The following is a 16,797-nucleotide window of genomic DNA, read 5'->3' as shown; positions in this document are numbered from 1 at the left end:
GATTTTTAATGCAATTCCCACTCATCTCTACCGACTGAGCTATCTGGGCGTGCGGCGTATTAAACGAGTTTTGCCCTTACAAGTCAACTTTTTTTTTATCCTTTATAACCGTTTGCACGGTTTTCAGCCAACCCCGTACATTTTTTATTAATAATGTTTATTTTTCCTACAACAAAAGTTGATGTAGCATATAAATACACTGAAACCAGACTAAAAACGTAGTGAATTATTTTTTTTAGGTGTTACGATTACTCAGATAAATACGATAAGGACTTATCGTAGTAAAATATACCAACGGGAACAATCAATGCAGAGTAAATATTCTTCGCCGGTAAAGGGCTTACTACCTCTTTTTTTAATCATTAATATAGTAGTGACATCGCTTGCTATTGTTGCCTATTCACTTTACTCACAAAATCAAACTCGTTCTGAAAAAATAGAGCCGTCTATAAATATTGCAGATCTCGCAACTAGGCTTGATTTACCTTTGGTCGATGCTTTAACTATGTATGGCCAAGGTAAAGTAAGGCAGTTACTCGATTTAACCTCATTATTAAATAATGACTTTCATTACACTTTGTATCGCTTTAACTCCACTTCACAAACAGAATTAGTATATAGCAGTACCAAACCAGCAATCGCTTCTATTAAACTAAATGAGCACCTAATTGACGATGGTGTTTTACATCACTTACTAATGTTAAACGACCAACCTATTGGAGAGCTTATAATTAAGCAAAAGCAATCCAACCTTTTACTTACCATGCAGAACTCCCAAGTTGTTACCTATCTAATCGCTATTGCCAGTGTTATAGCACTGTTTATATTTGCATTAATATTTAATGTTTATATAAACAATCGCTTACGTGCAAGCACTGGTTTGCTAACCGAAGAGCTTCAAGCCATCGCTGAGAACGGTAATTACGATAGTAATGTAAGTGAACAACTTGAAATAGGTTTAAATGTTGTTGCGCAAAATATTAATCTGTTGCTGCAAAAAGTACAAACGGCAATGACAAATAACGACACAGCCCAAAAAGAGCTACAAAAGCTTCAAAACAGCTTAGAAACAGAAGTGCACAACCGCACACTGGCCCTTGAACAAGCAACGTTAAAGGCCGAACGAGCAAGTGAAACTAAAACAACTTTTTTAGCGACTATGAGTCACGAAATCAGAACACCGATGAATGGTGTTATAGGTACTATTGATTTACTTCGTCAAACAGAGCTTGATGGCGCTCAGCATCGTCTGAGTACCATTATTCGTGAGTCTGCATTTTCTCTACTAAGTATATTGGACGACATTTTAGATTTCTCAAAAATTGAAGCTGGTAAACTCAATATAGACCCAATCCCATTTTCAGTAACTGATACTATTGAAGAAGTTGCTCGAGTGCTTTCCTCAGTGGCAAAAAAACGTGAGCTTGATTTAGAGCTATCTATTGCCCCAGACATTCCGATAAACCTTATAGGTGATACTATTAGAGTACGCCAAGTACTCTATAACTTATGTAGTAATGCAATTAAATTTACTAGCACGGATGAAAAAACGCAGGGCCATGTGAAAATTTCAGTTGAAGTTGCACATAATACAGCCGATCACTTCACTTTACGTTTTTGTGTAACCGATAACGGTAAAGGGATGACACAAGCTCAATTGCGAGAAATATTCAATCCATTTATTCAAGCAGAAAACTCAATCACAAGAGAATATGGCGGTACCGGTTTAGGCTTATCTATTTGTAAAAGCTTAACAGAGCTAATGCTTGGAACCATACACGTAAACAGCCATATTGGCATTGGTAGTGAATTCACTGTTGAGCTCCCATTTAGCACTTCGGGGAAAATAAAATATGATCACAAAGGAGCATTAAACGCTAAACACATTGTTGTTGTGAGTAATCACCTTGAGCGTCAAAAAGTAATGTATCGTTATTTATCATTTATGGGTGCTAAAATAACGAATGTGTATAATGAGCAGGAAATTGAAGAGCATCAATATGATCCGGATATAATTTGGGTCGTTGACGGTATCGACAATATGGATAAAATTAACGCACTTTTAAGACGTTTGCTTTATTCTTTGGAAGATAATAACCAACAAGTGGTAGTGCTGAGCAAACTAGATGAAGCAGCCATAAATCATAAAAATATTTTTTATATTAATGCAGCTCCATTATGTAAATCTAACTTTATGCTTTCAATACTTGTTGCCGCTGGCCTGCACCAACCAAAACAGATTAAAAAAACTAAAACGCTTAACAACTATTTAAATGTTGAGCAAGCCCGCCAAGCTAACAAACTAATACTACTTGTTGAAGATAACCTCTTAAATCAACAGGTATTAACCGACCAGTTACACATATTGGGTTACGGAGTAGAAGTTGCCAATGATGGCGTAGAAGGCCTTAATATGTGGCGTAAAGGCAATTACTCACTTATTTTAACTGATTTGCATATGCCTAAAATGTCTGGCTACGACATGGTTGAAAAAATCCGAGGTGAAGCTGAGTTACTAGAAGCAATCGATGCCCAGCCTTATATTGTAGCCGTCACGGCCAATGCTTTAAAAGGTGAGAAAGAGCGCTGTTTAGCAGTAGGTATTAATGATTTCATCACTAAACCCATTGAATTGAATGCATTAGAAAGTACTTTAAAACGCTGGAGCGATAAACAAAACAACGGTAAAAATGTTGTTATTCATCAAAATACCGCTTTACCTGTTGATATGGATGCCGTTGCTAAATATGTAAACGGTGATAAAGCTAAACAAATGCGTTTTTTCAAAATGTATTTAGAACAAAGCCAAAGTTTAATTAAATCTATTAATTCGGGTGTTATGGTAAGTGACTTAAATGAAATAATTGAAGGCTGTCACCAGTTAAAGTCAATATCAAAGACAATCGGTGCGCAAATGGTGGCCGATTTAGCAACGTCATTTGAAGATAAATGTAAGGCTGATGAACTAACAAGTGATGAGCTAATTGATTTAAGAGATAAGTTAGAGATTGAATATTCAAAAGCGGCTCAATTTTTAAAAGAACAAGTGAAAATTGCCGCACAAGACGATGAGCTAATTTAGCTATCGTTTAACAAAATTAAAAAGGGCTGTTAGACAGCCCTTTTTAATTTAAAGTAAAATTACTTTTCTGGAGGTCTATAACCTTCAATTTCTACATCTTTATTTTCAAACAAAAAGCCAACCATCTGCTCTTCTAAAAATATACGATGTTCTGGATCCATCATATTTAAATGCTTTTCGTTAATCAGCATTGTTTGCTTATGTTGCCACTGAGCAAATGCTTCTTTGGAAATATTATTAAAAATCTTTTCGCCAATTTCACCTGGGTATAATTGAAACCCAAGACCTTCTGCTTCTTTTTGTAACTTTTGACAAAATACTGTACGTGCCATAATTAATTCTCTTTAGCGATAAATGCAAACAGTTTAACCTATTGGTGCAATTTGTTTAACCAACTTTTTAGTCGGTGCGGCCAAACCAACTTCTATCGACTGATCTAATGGATACCATATTAACTGTCTGTCATTAACAACATCAGGAATACACTTTATATTCAGTACGTGTGGATTTATCGTTAGTTCAAAATGCGAAAATATATGTGCAAATGGATCAAGCTGTTTTAGCTGAGCCTTAAACCCTTGCTGCGCCATAAATACTTCTAGATCTGCGTACTCAGCAAATTCAAAAAAGCCAAATAACCCCCCCCAAATTCCCGAATTAGGTCGTTTTTCCATTAAAACTTTGTCATTACACTTAATTATTAACTGATGACAGCTTTTTTTAGGCGTTGTTTTTTTAGGTTTTGAATGTGGGAACTCTTTTACCTTGCCTGCATTAAAAGCACCACAGCCTGAGTTTAATGGGCAAGCCTCGCAATCAAACCGACTGCGTGAGCAAACACTCGACCCTAAATCCATCATAGCTTGATTAAACTCGGTAACATTATCTTTAGGCGTTAACTGCTCTGATAAATGCCAAAGCTGGTTTTCGACTTTTTTAACACCATACCAGCCTTCAATCATAAAATAGCGCGCTAATACTCGCTTAACGTTCCCATCTAAAATAGGGTGATGCTGCCCAAGCGACAATGATAAAACAGCCCCGGCAGTAGAGCGCCCTATTCCAGGTAAATCCATTACTTCATCGAGTGTTTTCGGAAACTCACCTTGGTATTTGTCACGTACTATTTTAGCTGTTTTGTGTAAGTTACGCGCACGAGCGTAATACCCTAAGCCAGTCCAGTGATGCAGTACTAAGTCTTCATCCGCATCAGCTAAAGCTATGATATCTGGAAAGCTCTCCATAAATTTCTCAAAATACGGAATAACAGTAATAACTTGGGTTTGCTGCAGCATCACTTCAGACACCCACACTTTATAAGGAGTTTTACCTAGTTGCCATGGAAGCGTTTTACGCCCATGAAGGTGATACCAATCAACAACTTGATTAGAAAATAAGTGTGACTGTTCTTTATTTAAATCCAACATTTTTAACTTTTACTGATGCCCAATGGCGGCTCAGTCTATTGCAGTTAACAAAAAGATCAAGCTATACGCGGTGCAAAACCAGCTAATACTTGTGATTGCGGGCTCGGTCAGGGATAATATGCAACCATTTTTAAACACATTGTTTTTGTCAGGCCAATAATATGAGTGAATCAAGCAACACTAACCTTGAGCAAGCTAAGCAAGAAGGTAAATACATCCGCACCATTCGCAGTTTTGTAAAACGCGAAGGTCGATTAACCAAAGGCCAAGCCGCTGCAATCGAAAAATGCTGGCCAACAATGGGCCTAGAGCATAAAAACGGTATGCTTGATTTAAGCGAAGTTTTTGGCAACAACAACGATGTAGTCGTAGAAATTGGTTTTGGTATGGGTAAATCGCTTGTCGAAATGGCAACAAATGCCCCACATCTAAACTTTATCGGTATTGAAGTACACCGCCCAGGCGTTGGTGCTTGTTTAATGGATGCCGATGAAGCAGGCATTACCAACTTACGCATTTTTGAACACGATGCAATTGAAGTACTTGCAGATTGCATACCTAATGAAAGCTTAACCACACTGCAATTATTTTTCCCTGATCCTTGGCATAAAAAACGTCATCATAAACGTCGTATTGTACAAGCTGAGTTTGTTGAAAAATTAAGAACTCAATTAAAAATGGGCGGTGTTTTTCACATGGCTACAGATTGGGAAAACTACGCAGAGCATATGCTTGAAGTTATGAAAGTGGCACCTGGTTTTAAAAACCAATCTGAAACAAACGATTATGTTCCACGCCCAGATTTGCGCCCTCTTACTAAGTTTGAGCAACGCGGCCATCGTTTAGGCCATGGCGTATGGGATTTAATGTTTGAGCGTACTGAGTAATTAAATTTTAATTACTTAATCTCACTTTTAATAAAACTAAACATACTGTAAGGCAAAGCCATTTATGAGCGTATTAACCAACCCAAGTTTACTGTTACTTCGAAATAGCGAGGCACTAACGGGTAAATCTATCTTGGTGGTCAACTTTGTTCAAGATGGCTTTTTAACAGAGCTTAAAGAACTTAACCCGCAAAGCAAAGTAACTGCGTTTAGCTACAACCATGCTAACGGAGAGTTTGCTAAAAACACCAAAGATGTTGATATTCATGTAAGTCACACAATACCTGGTAACGACTACGATTTAGTTATTCTTTACTACCCTAAATCAAAACCAGAATTACTTATGGCACTTGATAATATCCGCTCTGCTATTACTGATGATGCCGAGCTATTGGTGGTAGGTGAAAACAAAAGTGGTGTTAAATCAATTGAAAAACAATTAGCTGGTAAAGCTGAGTTTAGTAACAAGATTGATTCAGCTAAGCACTGCGTTCTTTACTCATTTGCTGAAATAACCAAACACCCACACTTTGATATTACGACCTATCACAAAAAGTTTATTGTTAATGTTGCCGACACTGAGTTTACAGCTATCAGTGTTCCTGGGGTATTTAACCACGGCAGTTTGGATGCAGGAACAAAAATACTACTTGAAAACGCACCAACGATAAAACAAGGTAAAGTGCTCGACTTTGGCTGCGGCGCAGGTTTAATAGCAACCTATTTAGGACTGCAAAACTCAGCCCTTGAGTTTGTCTGTAGCGATGTTAGCGCCTTAGCAACATATGCAACAGAACAAACTTTAAAGCTAAATGGTATAAAAGGCATTGCTATATTAAGCGATGGTCTGAAAAATATTAGCGGAAAATTTGATTTAATTGTAAGTAACCCACCATTTCATACTGGTATTGCAACTGATTACACTGTTGCTGAAACTTTTCTTGCAAACGCAAAATTACATTTGACGAAAGTGGGCAAGCTGAATATTGTTGCTAACAGCTTTTTAAAGTACCCGCCTATTCTAGAGTCTCAATTTGCAGACTATCAAACGGTATTTAAAAATAATAAATTTGCTGTTTATAGTAGCTAATTTAAATATTTAACTGATTGAGCACGTTAAGTGCTCGCGCTAACTTTCGAATAAATATAAGAATTAGCCTCGTTTTTTCCTTCATTTTTCTGCGTCTTTGCTAAACTATAATCTTAACTAATTAAATTAACTCAGGCGACGATCAAACAATGCCTAAAAAAGTACATCAAAGCAGTATTCGCAAAGCGCTAATAAACTTAATTATGCTTATAACAACTATTTGCTTGTCGTTATCTATTTCTATTTCAACTTATTTAAGTGTTAAAGAACAAAAGCAGTTAATTATTAGCAAACTGGTTATTCTTTCTGAAATTGTTGCTTTTGATGCAGGAAACTCTGTAATAACAAACAATAGAAAAAATGAAGAAAGACGGCTTAAATCGTTTGATAAAATCCCACTTGTTAAAAACATCCATATTTATTCAATAGAAAAAACCTCACAAAAACCAGTTTTTTTTATCAGTTTTAATGCAAAAAAAACACCTCCGGTGCCACTTAGAATAGATAGCATTGACGAATTAGAAACACCACGTATCAACAATGAATATATTGAACTTATACGCCCAATTTTAAATGATGAAAAATTAGTTGGCTACGTTTACATGCGTGGAAGTCTTGAGAGCCTTGATGTATATATAAAACAAAAAATACTAATCGATATATTTTTAACGCTACTAATACTTATTGTGGTGTACTTTATTGCTATAAAAGTACAAAAACGGATTGCAAAGCCAATTGAGCATTTAAACAGACTATTGCAAGACGTATCAAAGAACCATAATTACGACGCACGAGCGCCATCAACCAATGTAAAAGAAATTACCGCGCTTTCTAACAGTTTAAATATCATGCTTGCCCGAACTCAAAAGCAACTTACCCGACACGAAAAAGATAAAGAAGAAATAAAACAATTAAACCAGAATCTAGAAGAAAAAGTAAATCGACGTACTATTGCACTTAGAGAAGCAAATCAAGATCTTTTAACGACACTTGAGCGTATGCACCAGTATCAAACACAAATTGTAGAAAATGAAAAAATGGCCTCACTTGGGCAAATGGTTGCAGGCGTTGCTCATGAGGTTAATACACCGATTGGACTTGGGATCACCGGCTCTACATTGTTGCGTGATAAACTCGCTGATATAAAACTAAGCTTTGATGATAAAAAACTTACGTCTAACCAATTAAAAAACTTTATAGATGAAGGTATAGAAAATCTTGATTTAATTTATCGTAACTTAAATCGCGCTGCTGATTTAATTTCTAACTTTAAAAAAGTTGCGGTTATTCAAGATGATGGTGACAATACCAATTTAAACATCCATAAGCTTATCAGCGATGTTCTAACATCAATGCAATCAGAGCTTACCGATAAAAACCCTGTCGTTACTATTAATTGTCCTACTGATTTAGCCATACAGAGTAAATCAGAGCCGTTACAGCAAATATTTCAACAGCTATTACTTAATTCTGTAATTCATGGTTTTTTAGATGCTGAAAACAACGAAATACGCTTTGATATTGAGCTAATCGGGAAACAACTCACTATCGTTTATAGTGACAATGGCCAAGGTGTAGATAACAGTATTAAGCATAGAATTTTTGACCCCTTTGTTACCTCTAAAAGAGGGCAAGGTGCAAGCGGTCTTGGAATGCATCTAGTTTATAATTTAGTTACGCAATCACTTGGGGGGCGAATACTCTTTGATCTAGAAGAACAACAGGGTGCACGCTTTATAATTACAATTCCTTAATGGAATATAACTAAAAAGTACATTAATTTAAAATTTAGTCCTTGAATTACTACTTAATGACCACATAAAGAGTGCATGTGGTAAAATACGTAATATTAAATAATTAATACGAAGTCATTTGTGAACTTTATCATCTTTGTGATATCACATACATTGATGAAAGGTTAGATGATGATATAATTTCGCTTTGAATTGGTTTGATTATTTTAAGCACTTTTACATAATTGATGGATGTATCGATTATTAAAAGAAAATGGCTTCGACTTTACTATTCAAATGAGTACATCCGTAGATATATCTATTAAACAGTAGTTTTTGCACGGCCCTTTTTAGTAAACTTTGAATACGCTACTGTTTAAAATTTATCCACATTGTTTTTTCTTGTTAACAATTGGATATAATCCTATAATCTCTAGTAATCGGTTTTATGTGTAATACCGATTTTTTTGTAAATAATCCAAAAGGTTAATTAATAATGCAAACGCCAGTCATTCTAATCGTAGAGGATGAAGACGTAACTCGACTAAACCTCGTTAGTTTATTTGAAGCTGAAGGTTACAAAGTTATTGAAGCCATTGATGGCGATGACATGCATGACAAGCTTACAAATAACGATGACGTTAATCTTGTAGTTATGGATATCAATCTTCCAGGTAAAAACGGTCTTATATTAGCTCGTGAATTACGCCAAAAGCGCAAAGTGGGCCTTATCTTCTTAACGGGTCGAGATAACGATGTTGATCGTATCTTGGGGCTTGAAATTGGTGCTGATGATTATATCACTAAACCGTTTAACCCACGCGAACTGACAATTAGAGCGCGTAACCTAATTACACGTACAGCGCTAGGTGGTGAAGAATCAGCACTAGAAACAAATGGTGTTATTACATTTAATGGTTGGGAACTTGATGAAAACAGCCGTTGCCTAACATCTCCCAATGGTGATGCTAAGCGTTTACCTAAAGGTGAGTACAGAGCACTGCGTTTAATGCTTGATTCTCCTGGCCGCATTTTTAGCCGTGAGCAATTAATTAAACACATGACGGGCCGTGAGCTTCGTGCAAACGACCGTACTGTTGATGTTACAATTCGTCGTATTCGTAAACACTTTGAAAGCGACAACTCAACATCAGAGTTAATCAGCACTATCCATGGTGAGGGTTATCGCTTTATTGGTAAAATTGATAGCTAATTAGAACGAACATTTACTCTAATTGCTGTAAAAATAAATGAAGGGCTTGTTGTCCTTCATTTATTTTATCTGCTAGAACATCTAACCATTCGTTTAAAACTTCATCAGTTTCATCAATAGCGCCATATTCCATTACTTTTGCATGAAGTTGCACATCATTTAAACCAACAGATCCAGCGGCTCCTTTAAGCTTGTGCGCTACCGATTTGTACTCTTCTCTATCACCGCTATTTAATGAAGCAAGTAACTCTTGTTGGTATTGTGGGTTTAACTTTTCAAACAACTGACTACTGCGTTTAAATACAACCACTCCCATTGAGTTAACAAAGTCTTCTATTGTCTCAACATCAAGTAGATGAGCATTAATGCCTTTAAGTGCTTCTGCACTCACTTTTAACTGAGGCGCTTTATTCTCTATTTTTTTAATATCGAATAGGTCAGCAAGCATTTTATCAAGTTTCACTGTATTAATAGGTTTAGCAAGTGCTCCTTGTATTGATATTCCCGCAAGCTCTTCTTCTGCGCTTCGAACGTTAGCAGTAAGTGCAACAATCGGTAATTTATCAAAATAACTATCAGCTCGTATCTGCCTAGCTACTTCGTCACCATTTATATCTGGTAATTGCATATCAAGTAAAATTAAATCTAAATCGTCTTCAGTTTCAACAAAAGATAGAGCATCTTCACCTGTTTCGGCCCATAATACTTCGTGTCCTCGCTGCTCTAATAAGTTAGTCGCAATCTCTGCATTGAGCGGCACATCTTCTACCAGTAAAATATGCAGGCTTCGACCAACATAACCTTGTTCCGTTGGAGCAATACAGAGGCTTAAGGGTATTTGAACCGTAAAACAACTGCCCTTCCCTTCGGTACTATCGACAGTGATAATACCATTCATAGCACTCACTAAGGCCTTCGTAACAGCAAGTCCTATTCCTGAACCAATTGCATTAGTCCCTTTTATATCTGGTGCTTTATAATACATATCAAATATTCGTGGGAGTTGCTCTTGCGGTATGCCTTGGCCTGTATCTGAAATTTTCATGACTAACCAGGCGCCTTCAGAGCGATTTTCTCTACGGCAAACAAGCTTAACTTCACCTTGCTGAGTAAACTTAACAGCGTTATTAATTAAGTTCCATACAACCTGGCGCAATCGGGTCGGATCTAACTCTGCATATACGTCAAGCACACCATGACGCTCAATATTAAACTTTAGTTCTTTTTGTTCAGCAATAAGCCCAGCAAAATTCACAACGTCATTAATAAAGTCAGAAACATTAATTGAATTAGTGGCTATATCGAGTTGTTCTCTATCTATTTTATCTAAATCTATAATATCGTTAAAAATATTACCTAATGTTTCAGCACTCGAGAAGACTGTATTACACCAACTGCGTTGCTGTTTATTAAGATCCGTATCAAGTAACATCCGAGTTAACCCAACAATACCATTTAGCGGAGTACGTAACTCATGACTCAATGTTGCAATAAACTTCCCTTTATCTTTATATGCTGTTTCAAGTGCTTGCGCGGCTTCTTTTCGGCTGGTGATGTCACGGCCAAAGCCAAGTAAACCTATGTAATCGCCCTCATCATTAATAAAAGGAAGTTTACGTAGTTCAAACCAACGAGTTTCACCGTTTACTTCGTAACCAACATCGATAGTTAGGGGTTGATGGTTTTGCTCTACTTCTTTATCGGTTCTTAAAACTTCAGATAGAAAATCACTTGGAAATATTTGCTCAACTGTTTTACCAATAAGCTCACTGCTGGACTTTCCCATTACTTCTTCAAATACTTTATTACATCCAGCAAACACACCATTGTTATCGCGGTAATAAAATAAATCAGGTGATGAGTCAACAATAGAGCGTTGCAACATACTTTGTTGTGCTAACTCTTGCTGTGTTTTTTTACGTTCTGCTATTTCTCGGCGTAACTCTTCAATAGCGCGATGCTTAGCATGAAATGCCATTTTACGTTCATCAATTTCAATATTTAATCGGCTGATATTATCTTTAAGCGTCTGATTTAGTAATTTTTCTTGTTTGGTTGCGCTATCTAAATATGCATATGAGGCGTCTAACTGACGGATTGAATTGAGTAGCACACTAATAATTAGCGGAGACACAACAGCAGCAAAAAAAACCACGGCTAAAATATCAACAAAGTGAAATTCACCTATTGCGACATAATAAAACATGCTCGATAAAATAAGAGATGCGGCTAATAATAAAGAATAACAAATAGCGGCAGTTTTAAACTCACCAAATCGTGTTATTAAGCTGGAAAGTACCCGAACCCAAGGGCTCAAAGAATAATCGGTCATACGTAATTTTATCTCTTAGCGGTGTGCTTAAACATAAGTAAGGCAGTAAAAATTGCTAAACATACTATTTTTGCCGATTTTAGCATTTTTCTATTAGCTATTTTCATGTTGTGCGACAAAAACAGAAAAAATTCATGCTCGAAAGTAAACACTATTAAAGTCCTCATTTCAGGAGATGATTATTTCGTGTAAAATACGACGCCTTATCATTGCAATTAACGAGTAACATACCATGCAAACTAATATGCCCGATATAGCTGACACCGCCCCCGCTTTACAAACAGGTAAATTAGACTGGGTTGGTATGGGTGAAATTGAGCTGCCATTCATTTTCGAATCCCGTGATTTAGCGCCTGTTACTGTTAATGCTAAAGCCCGTGCATTTGTTAACCTTCACAAAGAAGAGGCTAAAGGCATTCATATGTCGCGCCTATTTTTAGCCCTTGATATGTTGTCTACTGAGCAGCAAGTTAACCCTCAAACTATAGCGCAAGCACTCGATACATTTATTACTAGTCACGAAGGCCTGAGCGATAAAGCACAAATTGAATTTAAATTTGAACTACCATTACGCCGTAAATCACTACTAAGTGGTAAAACAGGTTGGAAAAGCTATCCAATTACGCTCACTAGTACACTTGAAAATAACAATATTCATTATGAGCTAACAGTCGACGTTACTTATTCTTCAACCTGTCCCTGTTCAGCGGCGCTTGCTCGTCAGCTGATACAAAATGCATTTAGTGAGAAGTTTAATCAAGAAACACTGAGCCAGAAAGACGTACATGAGTGGCTTGGTACAACGCAAGGTATTGTTGCCACCCCTCACTCACAACGCTCTATTGCTAATGTAAAAGTAAAACTTAATAGCAAAACTGATGAATTTGACGTCGTAAATTTAATAAACATGCTTGAGGAGGAACTAAGAACACCTGTTCAAGCCGCAGTTAAGCGCGAAGATGAACAGGAGTTTGCTCGTTTGAATGGTCAAAACTTAATGTTTTGCGAAGATGCTGCACGTAAAATAAAAGCATTACTTGAACATAATAATTACGCAGATTATTGGCTACAAATAAACCATTATGAATCACTCCATGCCCATGATGCAGTTGCTATTGCAGTTAAAGGGCTCACTAACGGTTATCAAGCTTAACCATAAACTGAATAAAGCATAAAAACGCGATAACAATAAAACCTTAATACACATTATTTAGGCACACTAATTGCTTTAGTTATGCAGTGTCAATTTGTTGTTATGAGGTTACCGTATGGAATTCGCTTTATTATCTATTTTAGTATTAGTTGTGGGTGCGTCTGTTGTTGTATCAAAATTTAGTGACGATGGTGGGAATCCGTATCCATTTACTCGCAAGCAGAGCGTATTTACGCAAGTAGAGAGTGCCTTTTTAAGTTTATTAGAACGTGCTGTTGGCGATCAATACAAAATTGTAAGCCGCGTAAAATTAGTCGATGTAATTGATTGTAAAGAAGGCTTATCACCTAAATCTAAACGTGCAGCAATTGCTAAAGCAAAAAATAAACAACTTGATTTTGTATTAATCGATAAAGATAAAATGACTATTGTAGCCGCAGTTGATTTAGTTAATAACGCAAATAAAGATGGCCACAAAGCACAGCGTGATTGGTTTGTTAATGGTGCACTTGAAGCAGCAGGTATTCCTCATATTCGAATGAAAGTAAAGTCGGGATACCGCCCTTCTGAAGTACGCGATGCTATTATGTATAAAATTGGTAAACCTGGCGCCTCTCAAGCAAAACGCCCAATTCGTAATCGTGTTCATAAACCGGCAGTACTATCACCTTCTCAAGCAAAGGCACAAACAACAGCTTTAGCTGAAATTTAGTAATACTCTGAGCTAAACACGTTTCTAAAAGTATTTTAAGCGAGCCGTGAAAACTGCTCGCTTTTTTGTTTTTTATGGCTAACTTCACGTATAATCAAGTCATTCAAACTCAGGAATTAAACATTATGAATGTTGGTATTATTGGCGCAATGGAGCCAGAAGTTAAAATTTTACGCGAAGCTATGCAAAATCCACAAATTTTAACTAAAGCAGGTTTCACTTTTTATACTGGCGAACTAGCTGGCAACACAGTAACACTTGTTCAATCTGGTATTGGTAAAGTGGCATCAACTATTGCAACCACCTTACTTATCGATAACTTTAAACCTGACTGTGTAATTAACACAGGCTCAGCCGGTGGATTCGATCCATCGCTAAGTGTTGGCGACGTAGTCATTTCGTCAGAAGTACGTCACCATGATGTAGACGTCACTGCTTTTGGTTATGAGATTGGCCAAGTACCACAAATGCCAGCAGGCTTTGCAGCTCACCCTAAATTGGTTGAAGCAGCAGAGCAAACAATCGCAAAAATTAGTGATGTTAAAACATTAGTGGGCTTAATTTGTACTGGCGACACATTTATGTGTGACCCTGTACGCATTGATAAAGCACGCAGCGATTTTCCTACAATGCTTGCCGTTGAAATGGAAGGAGCTTCAATTGCACAAACATGTTTTACGCTTAATACACCATTTGTGGTTATTCGTTCGATGTCTGATATTGCAGGAAAAGAATCACCGCAGTCATTTGAAGAATACCTAGAAACAGCATCAATCAATTCATCTAAAATGGTTGTCGCACTTTTAGAAAAGCTAACGGCAGTATCTCTGTAAATGCTTAGCAATATTGTTCAGAGCCATTTGGACTTTATTGCCTTTATTATAGCGCTCTTTGCTGAGCGCTTTATCCCTCTTGTTAGTTGGTATCACCCCAATACAGCGTTAAATGCCGTTTTTAGTGCTATTGGTAAGCGTATATATAAAAGCAAAGAACCTAAAAGTTACCAATATTTAGCTGCAACACTCGCAAGCACGCTTATTTTAAGTGTCATTCTCATTATTGTGGTGCTATTGCTTGAATTCGCTTTTTACCCTGAATTACTCGCAGGCCTTATTTTATATTTATGCCTCGAAAGTAAAAGTATTGATAAAAAAGCGCTGCGTATTGCAAAACTAACTAAACAAAATCAAAAATCGACTGCGCGCGAATTACTAAAGCCACTGCTTGCCCGTGAAGTAAGCAGACTTTCATCTGCTGGTATTATCAAAGCATTAATAGAGAGTTTAATACTGCGCACTGCTCGATACTATTTCGTAGTTATATTTATATTTTTAGCTTTTGGCCCCATTGCCGCCCTTGCTTATCGACTACTTACCTTAATACTGCAAGCATGGCGTGGAGATATCTCTCCTAACAGCCCGTTTTTAAAGCCACTTAAAGTAAGTTTGTTTATCATTGAGTTTATTCCTATGCGCTTACTCGCTTTAACTATTGCAGCGAGTAGAGCAAGCAAACAAAGCATGCATTATATAAAGCATTATGGCCGGCACTTTTATCAAACAAATACGGGCTGGCTACTCAGTACATGTTCTGCATCTATTGGGGTACAACTAGGCGGACCAGCTGTTTATTTTGGAACTCGCTTTAATAAAATGCGTATTGGTACTGATAGATTACCCACACCCAATGATGTACCCGTAATAATTAATAGACTGAATCAGGCACGTGTATTTTGGTTGTTAGTGATAGTCAGCATAGAAATATTAAAAGTGATTTAAAGGGCTTAAAATACGAGCCAAAAAAAACCAGCCGAGGCTGGTTTTTACGTTTTTAAACTGTGTTTAAGCTACAGTGATGTTTGCAAACTTACGTTTACCTACTTGGTAAATAGCCGTTGTGCCTTTTGCTATTTCAAGTTTGGTATCGGTGATTTTATCTTCACCGTTAAGTTTAACTGCACCTTGCTTAATCATACGCATTGCTTCTGATGTACTTACGACTAAGTTTGCTTCTTTAAGCAAGTTAGCAATTAAAATAGCATCTTCGGCAATTGTTACTGTCAGCTCAGGGATTTCATCTGGCAGCGCTTTTTTCTGAAAGCGTTGAATAAAATCATTATGAGCAGCTTGTGCATCTTCTTCACTATGAAAACGCGCTATTAACTCTTTTGCGAGCTCAATTTTAATATCGCGCGGGTTAGTACCTTGCTCAACACGTTCTTTTTGAGCTGCAATTTCCTCAATAGAAAGCGCGCTTAATAAATCGTAATAACGCCACATTAGCACATCACTAATTGACATTATTTTACCAAACATATCGTTTGGCGCATCAGTAATACCAATGTAGTTACCAAGCGACTTAGACATTTTTTGAACGCCGTCAGTGCCTTCAAGTAATGGCATCATTAATACTGTTTGCGGCTTTTGACCCTCTACTTTTTGTAGCTCACGGCCCATTAACAAGTTAAAGCGCTGATCAGTACCACCCAGTTCAACGTCAGACTCTAGTGCAACCGAATCCCAACCTTGCACAAGTGGATATAAAAATTCATGAATCGCAATTGGCTGACCGCTGCCGTAACGTTTTTTAAAATCATCACGCTCAAGCATACGCGCAACGGTTTGATTAGCAGCAAGTTTTATCATACCTGCAGCGCCTAACTTTTCCATCCAAGTAGAGTTAAACGCAACTGTTGTTTTTGCTGGATCAAGTATTTTAAATACTTGCTCTTTATACGTTTCAGCATTAGCCAGTACATCTTCACGAGTAAGTGGTTTACGCGTTACATTTTTGCCTGTTGGGTCACCAATCATGCCTGTAAAATCACCAATTAAGAAAATAACCTCATGACCAAGATCTTGAAAGGTTTTCATTTTATTAATTAGTACAGTGTGCCCTAAATGCAAATCGGGTGCTGTTGGATCAAAACCCGCTTTTATTTTTAGCTTTTTACCCGTCTTTAGTTTTTCAACTAATTCGTCTTCAATTAATATTTCTTCTGCACCGCGTTTTATCTCTGCAAGAGCGGTTTGTAAATCCACTGTGTATTACTCCAAAATTCTGCCAACGAAAGAGGCGACTAGCTAGTTGCGTTATCTCGATTTAATACAGGTTTAAACCAAGATTATATATGTAACTAACATAACAAATTTTACCTAATTAAAATAA

Annotated in this window: 13 protein-coding genes; 9 read left to right on the top strand and 4 right to left on the bottom strand. The window is 37.0% G+C overall.

The window, feature by feature from the left end:
• Positions 1-307 precede the first annotated feature (307 nt).
• The gene (locus tag LOS73_RS03585) at positions 308-3,082 is read left to right on the top strand and encodes an ATP-binding protein (RefSeq protein ID WP_457934497.1); all 2,775 of its coding nucleotides are present in this window, start codon (positions 308-310) and stop codon (positions 3,080-3,082) included.
• A 59-nt stretch (positions 3,083-3,141) separates the two neighbouring features.
• Here LOS73_RS03585 and LOS73_RS03580 read toward each other — a convergent pair whose 3' ends face one another.
• Positions 3,142-3,414, bottom strand: coding sequence for an oxidative damage protection protein (locus tag LOS73_RS03580; protein ID WP_007378389.1), 273 nt, complete (start codon positions 3,412-3,414; stop codon positions 3,142-3,144).
• Between the two features lie 33 nt (positions 3,415-3,447).
• Positions 3,448-4,509, bottom strand: a complete 1,062-nt coding sequence (gene mutY / locus LOS73_RS03575) for an A/G-specific adenine glycosylase (RefSeq protein WP_457934496.1) — start codon at positions 4,507-4,509, stop codon at positions 3,448-3,450.
• Between the two features lie 161 nt (positions 4,510-4,670).
• Here mutY and trmB point away from each other — a divergent pair, with 161 nt between their 5' ends.
• The 4 genes from trmB (at position 4,671) to arcA (ending at position 9,432) form a co-directional block, all read left to right on the top strand.
• Positions 4,671-5,396: a tRNA (guanosine(46)-N7)-methyltransferase TrmB gene (gene trmB / locus LOS73_RS03570; RefSeq protein WP_007378392.1), complete on the top strand. Its 726-nt coding sequence runs from the start codon at positions 4,671-4,673 to the stop codon at positions 5,394-5,396.
• A 64-nt stretch (positions 5,397-5,460) separates the two neighbouring features.
• The gene (locus tag LOS73_RS03565) at positions 5,461-6,486 is read left to right on the top strand and encodes a methyltransferase (protein WP_033039627.1); all 1,026 of its coding nucleotides are present in this window, start codon (positions 5,461-5,463) and stop codon (positions 6,484-6,486) included.
• A 149-nt stretch (positions 6,487-6,635) separates the two neighbouring features.
• Entirely contained in the window at positions 6,636-8,240 is a 1,605-nt protein-coding gene (locus LOS73_RS03560; RefSeq protein WP_457934495.1) for an ATP-binding protein, read from the top strand.
• Between the two features lie 475 nt (positions 8,241-8,715).
• The gene (gene arcA / locus LOS73_RS03555) at positions 8,716-9,432 is read left to right on the top strand and encodes a two-component system response regulator ArcA (protein WP_007378395.1); all 717 of its coding nucleotides are present in this window, start codon (positions 8,716-8,718) and stop codon (positions 9,430-9,432) included.
• Positions 9,433-9,445: 13 nt separating this feature from the next.
• Here the strand turns inward: arcA and arcB are convergent, their stop codons facing one another.
• Positions 9,446-11,764, bottom strand: a complete 2,319-nt coding sequence (gene arcB, locus LOS73_RS03550; RefSeq protein ID WP_096793700.1) for an aerobic respiration two-component sensor histidine kinase ArcB — start codon at positions 11,762-11,764, stop codon at positions 9,446-9,448.
• 232 nt (positions 11,765-11,996) lie between these two features.
• Between arcB and folE2 the strand changes: the two genes are divergently transcribed.
• The 4 genes from folE2 to LOS73_RS03530 all read left to right on the top strand — a co-directional run bounded on the left by folE2 (position 11,997) and on the right by LOS73_RS03530 (position 15,407).
• A complete protein-coding gene (gene folE2 / locus LOS73_RS03545) occupies positions 11,997-12,917 on the top strand; it encodes a GTP cyclohydrolase FolE2 (protein ID WP_457934494.1) in 921 nt (306 codons plus the stop codon).
• Positions 12,918-13,032: 115 nt separating this feature from the next.
• Positions 13,033-13,629, top strand: coding sequence for a DUF2726 domain-containing protein (locus LOS73_RS03540; RefSeq protein WP_007378398.1), 597 nt, complete (start codon positions 13,033-13,035; stop codon positions 13,627-13,629).
• Between the two features lie 125 nt (positions 13,630-13,754).
• Positions 13,755-14,462 (top strand): 5'-methylthioadenosine/S-adenosylhomocysteine nucleosidase, encoded by a 708-nt coding sequence (gene mtnN, locus LOS73_RS03535; RefSeq protein WP_008133796.1) that lies wholly within the window; start codon positions 13,755-13,757, stop codon positions 14,460-14,462.
• A complete protein-coding gene (locus LOS73_RS03530) occupies positions 14,463-15,407 on the top strand; it encodes a cobalamin biosynthesis protein CobD/CbiB (RefSeq protein ID WP_457934493.1) in 945 nt (314 codons plus the stop codon).
• A gap of 63 nt (positions 15,408-15,470) precedes the next feature.
• On the opposite strand, the gene tyrS is transcribed toward LOS73_RS03530, so the two are convergent.
• Complete coding sequence (gene tyrS, locus LOS73_RS03525) at positions 15,471-16,670, bottom strand: tyrosine--tRNA ligase (RefSeq protein WP_007378401.1); 1,200 nt, start codon at positions 16,668-16,670, stop codon at positions 15,471-15,473.
• Positions 16,671-16,797: the final 127 nt, after the last annotated feature.

Source organism: Pseudoalteromonas sp. SCSIO 43210, from assembly GCF_054133285.1.
Note: the sequence above shows the minus strand (reverse complement) of the source record. Positions and strands in the feature narration are given on the sequence as shown.

What these genes read in the sequence shown, in the direction of transcription:
- LOS73_RS03585 (WP_457934497.1), top strand. Translation starts at nt 308, where the DNA reads ATGCAGAGTAAATATTCTTCGCCGGTAAAGGGCTTACTACCTCTTTTT.
- LOS73_RS03580 (WP_007378389.1), bottom strand. Translation starts at nt 3,414, where the DNA reads ATGGCACGTACAGTATTTTGTCAAAAGTTACAAAAAGAAGCAGAAGGT.
- mutY (WP_457934496.1), bottom strand. Translation starts at nt 4,509, where the DNA reads ATGTTGGATTTAAATAAAGAACAGTCACACTTATTTTCTAATCAAGTT.
- trmB (WP_007378392.1), top strand. Translation starts at nt 4,671, where the DNA reads ATGAGTGAATCAAGCAACACTAACCTTGAGCAAGCTAAGCAAGAAGGT.
- LOS73_RS03565 (WP_033039627.1), top strand. Translation starts at nt 5,461, where the DNA reads ATGAGCGTATTAACCAACCCAAGTTTACTGTTACTTCGAAATAGCGAG.
- LOS73_RS03560 (WP_457934495.1), top strand. Translation starts at nt 6,636, where the DNA reads ATGCCTAAAAAAGTACATCAAAGCAGTATTCGCAAAGCGCTAATAAAC.
- arcA (WP_007378395.1), top strand. Translation starts at nt 8,716, where the DNA reads ATGCAAACGCCAGTCATTCTAATCGTAGAGGATGAAGACGTAACTCGA.
- arcB (WP_096793700.1), bottom strand. Translation starts at nt 11,764, where the DNA reads ATGACCGATTATTCTTTGAGCCCTTGGGTTCGGGTACTTTCCAGCTTA.
- folE2 (WP_457934494.1), top strand. Translation starts at nt 11,997, where the DNA reads ATGCAAACTAATATGCCCGATATAGCTGACACCGCCCCCGCTTTACAA.
- LOS73_RS03540 (WP_007378398.1), top strand. Translation starts at nt 13,033, where the DNA reads ATGGAATTCGCTTTATTATCTATTTTAGTATTAGTTGTGGGTGCGTCT.
- mtnN (WP_008133796.1), top strand. Translation starts at nt 13,755, where the DNA reads ATGAATGTTGGTATTATTGGCGCAATGGAGCCAGAAGTTAAAATTTTA.
- LOS73_RS03530 (WP_457934493.1), top strand. Translation starts at nt 14,463, where the DNA reads ATGCTTAGCAATATTGTTCAGAGCCATTTGGACTTTATTGCCTTTATT.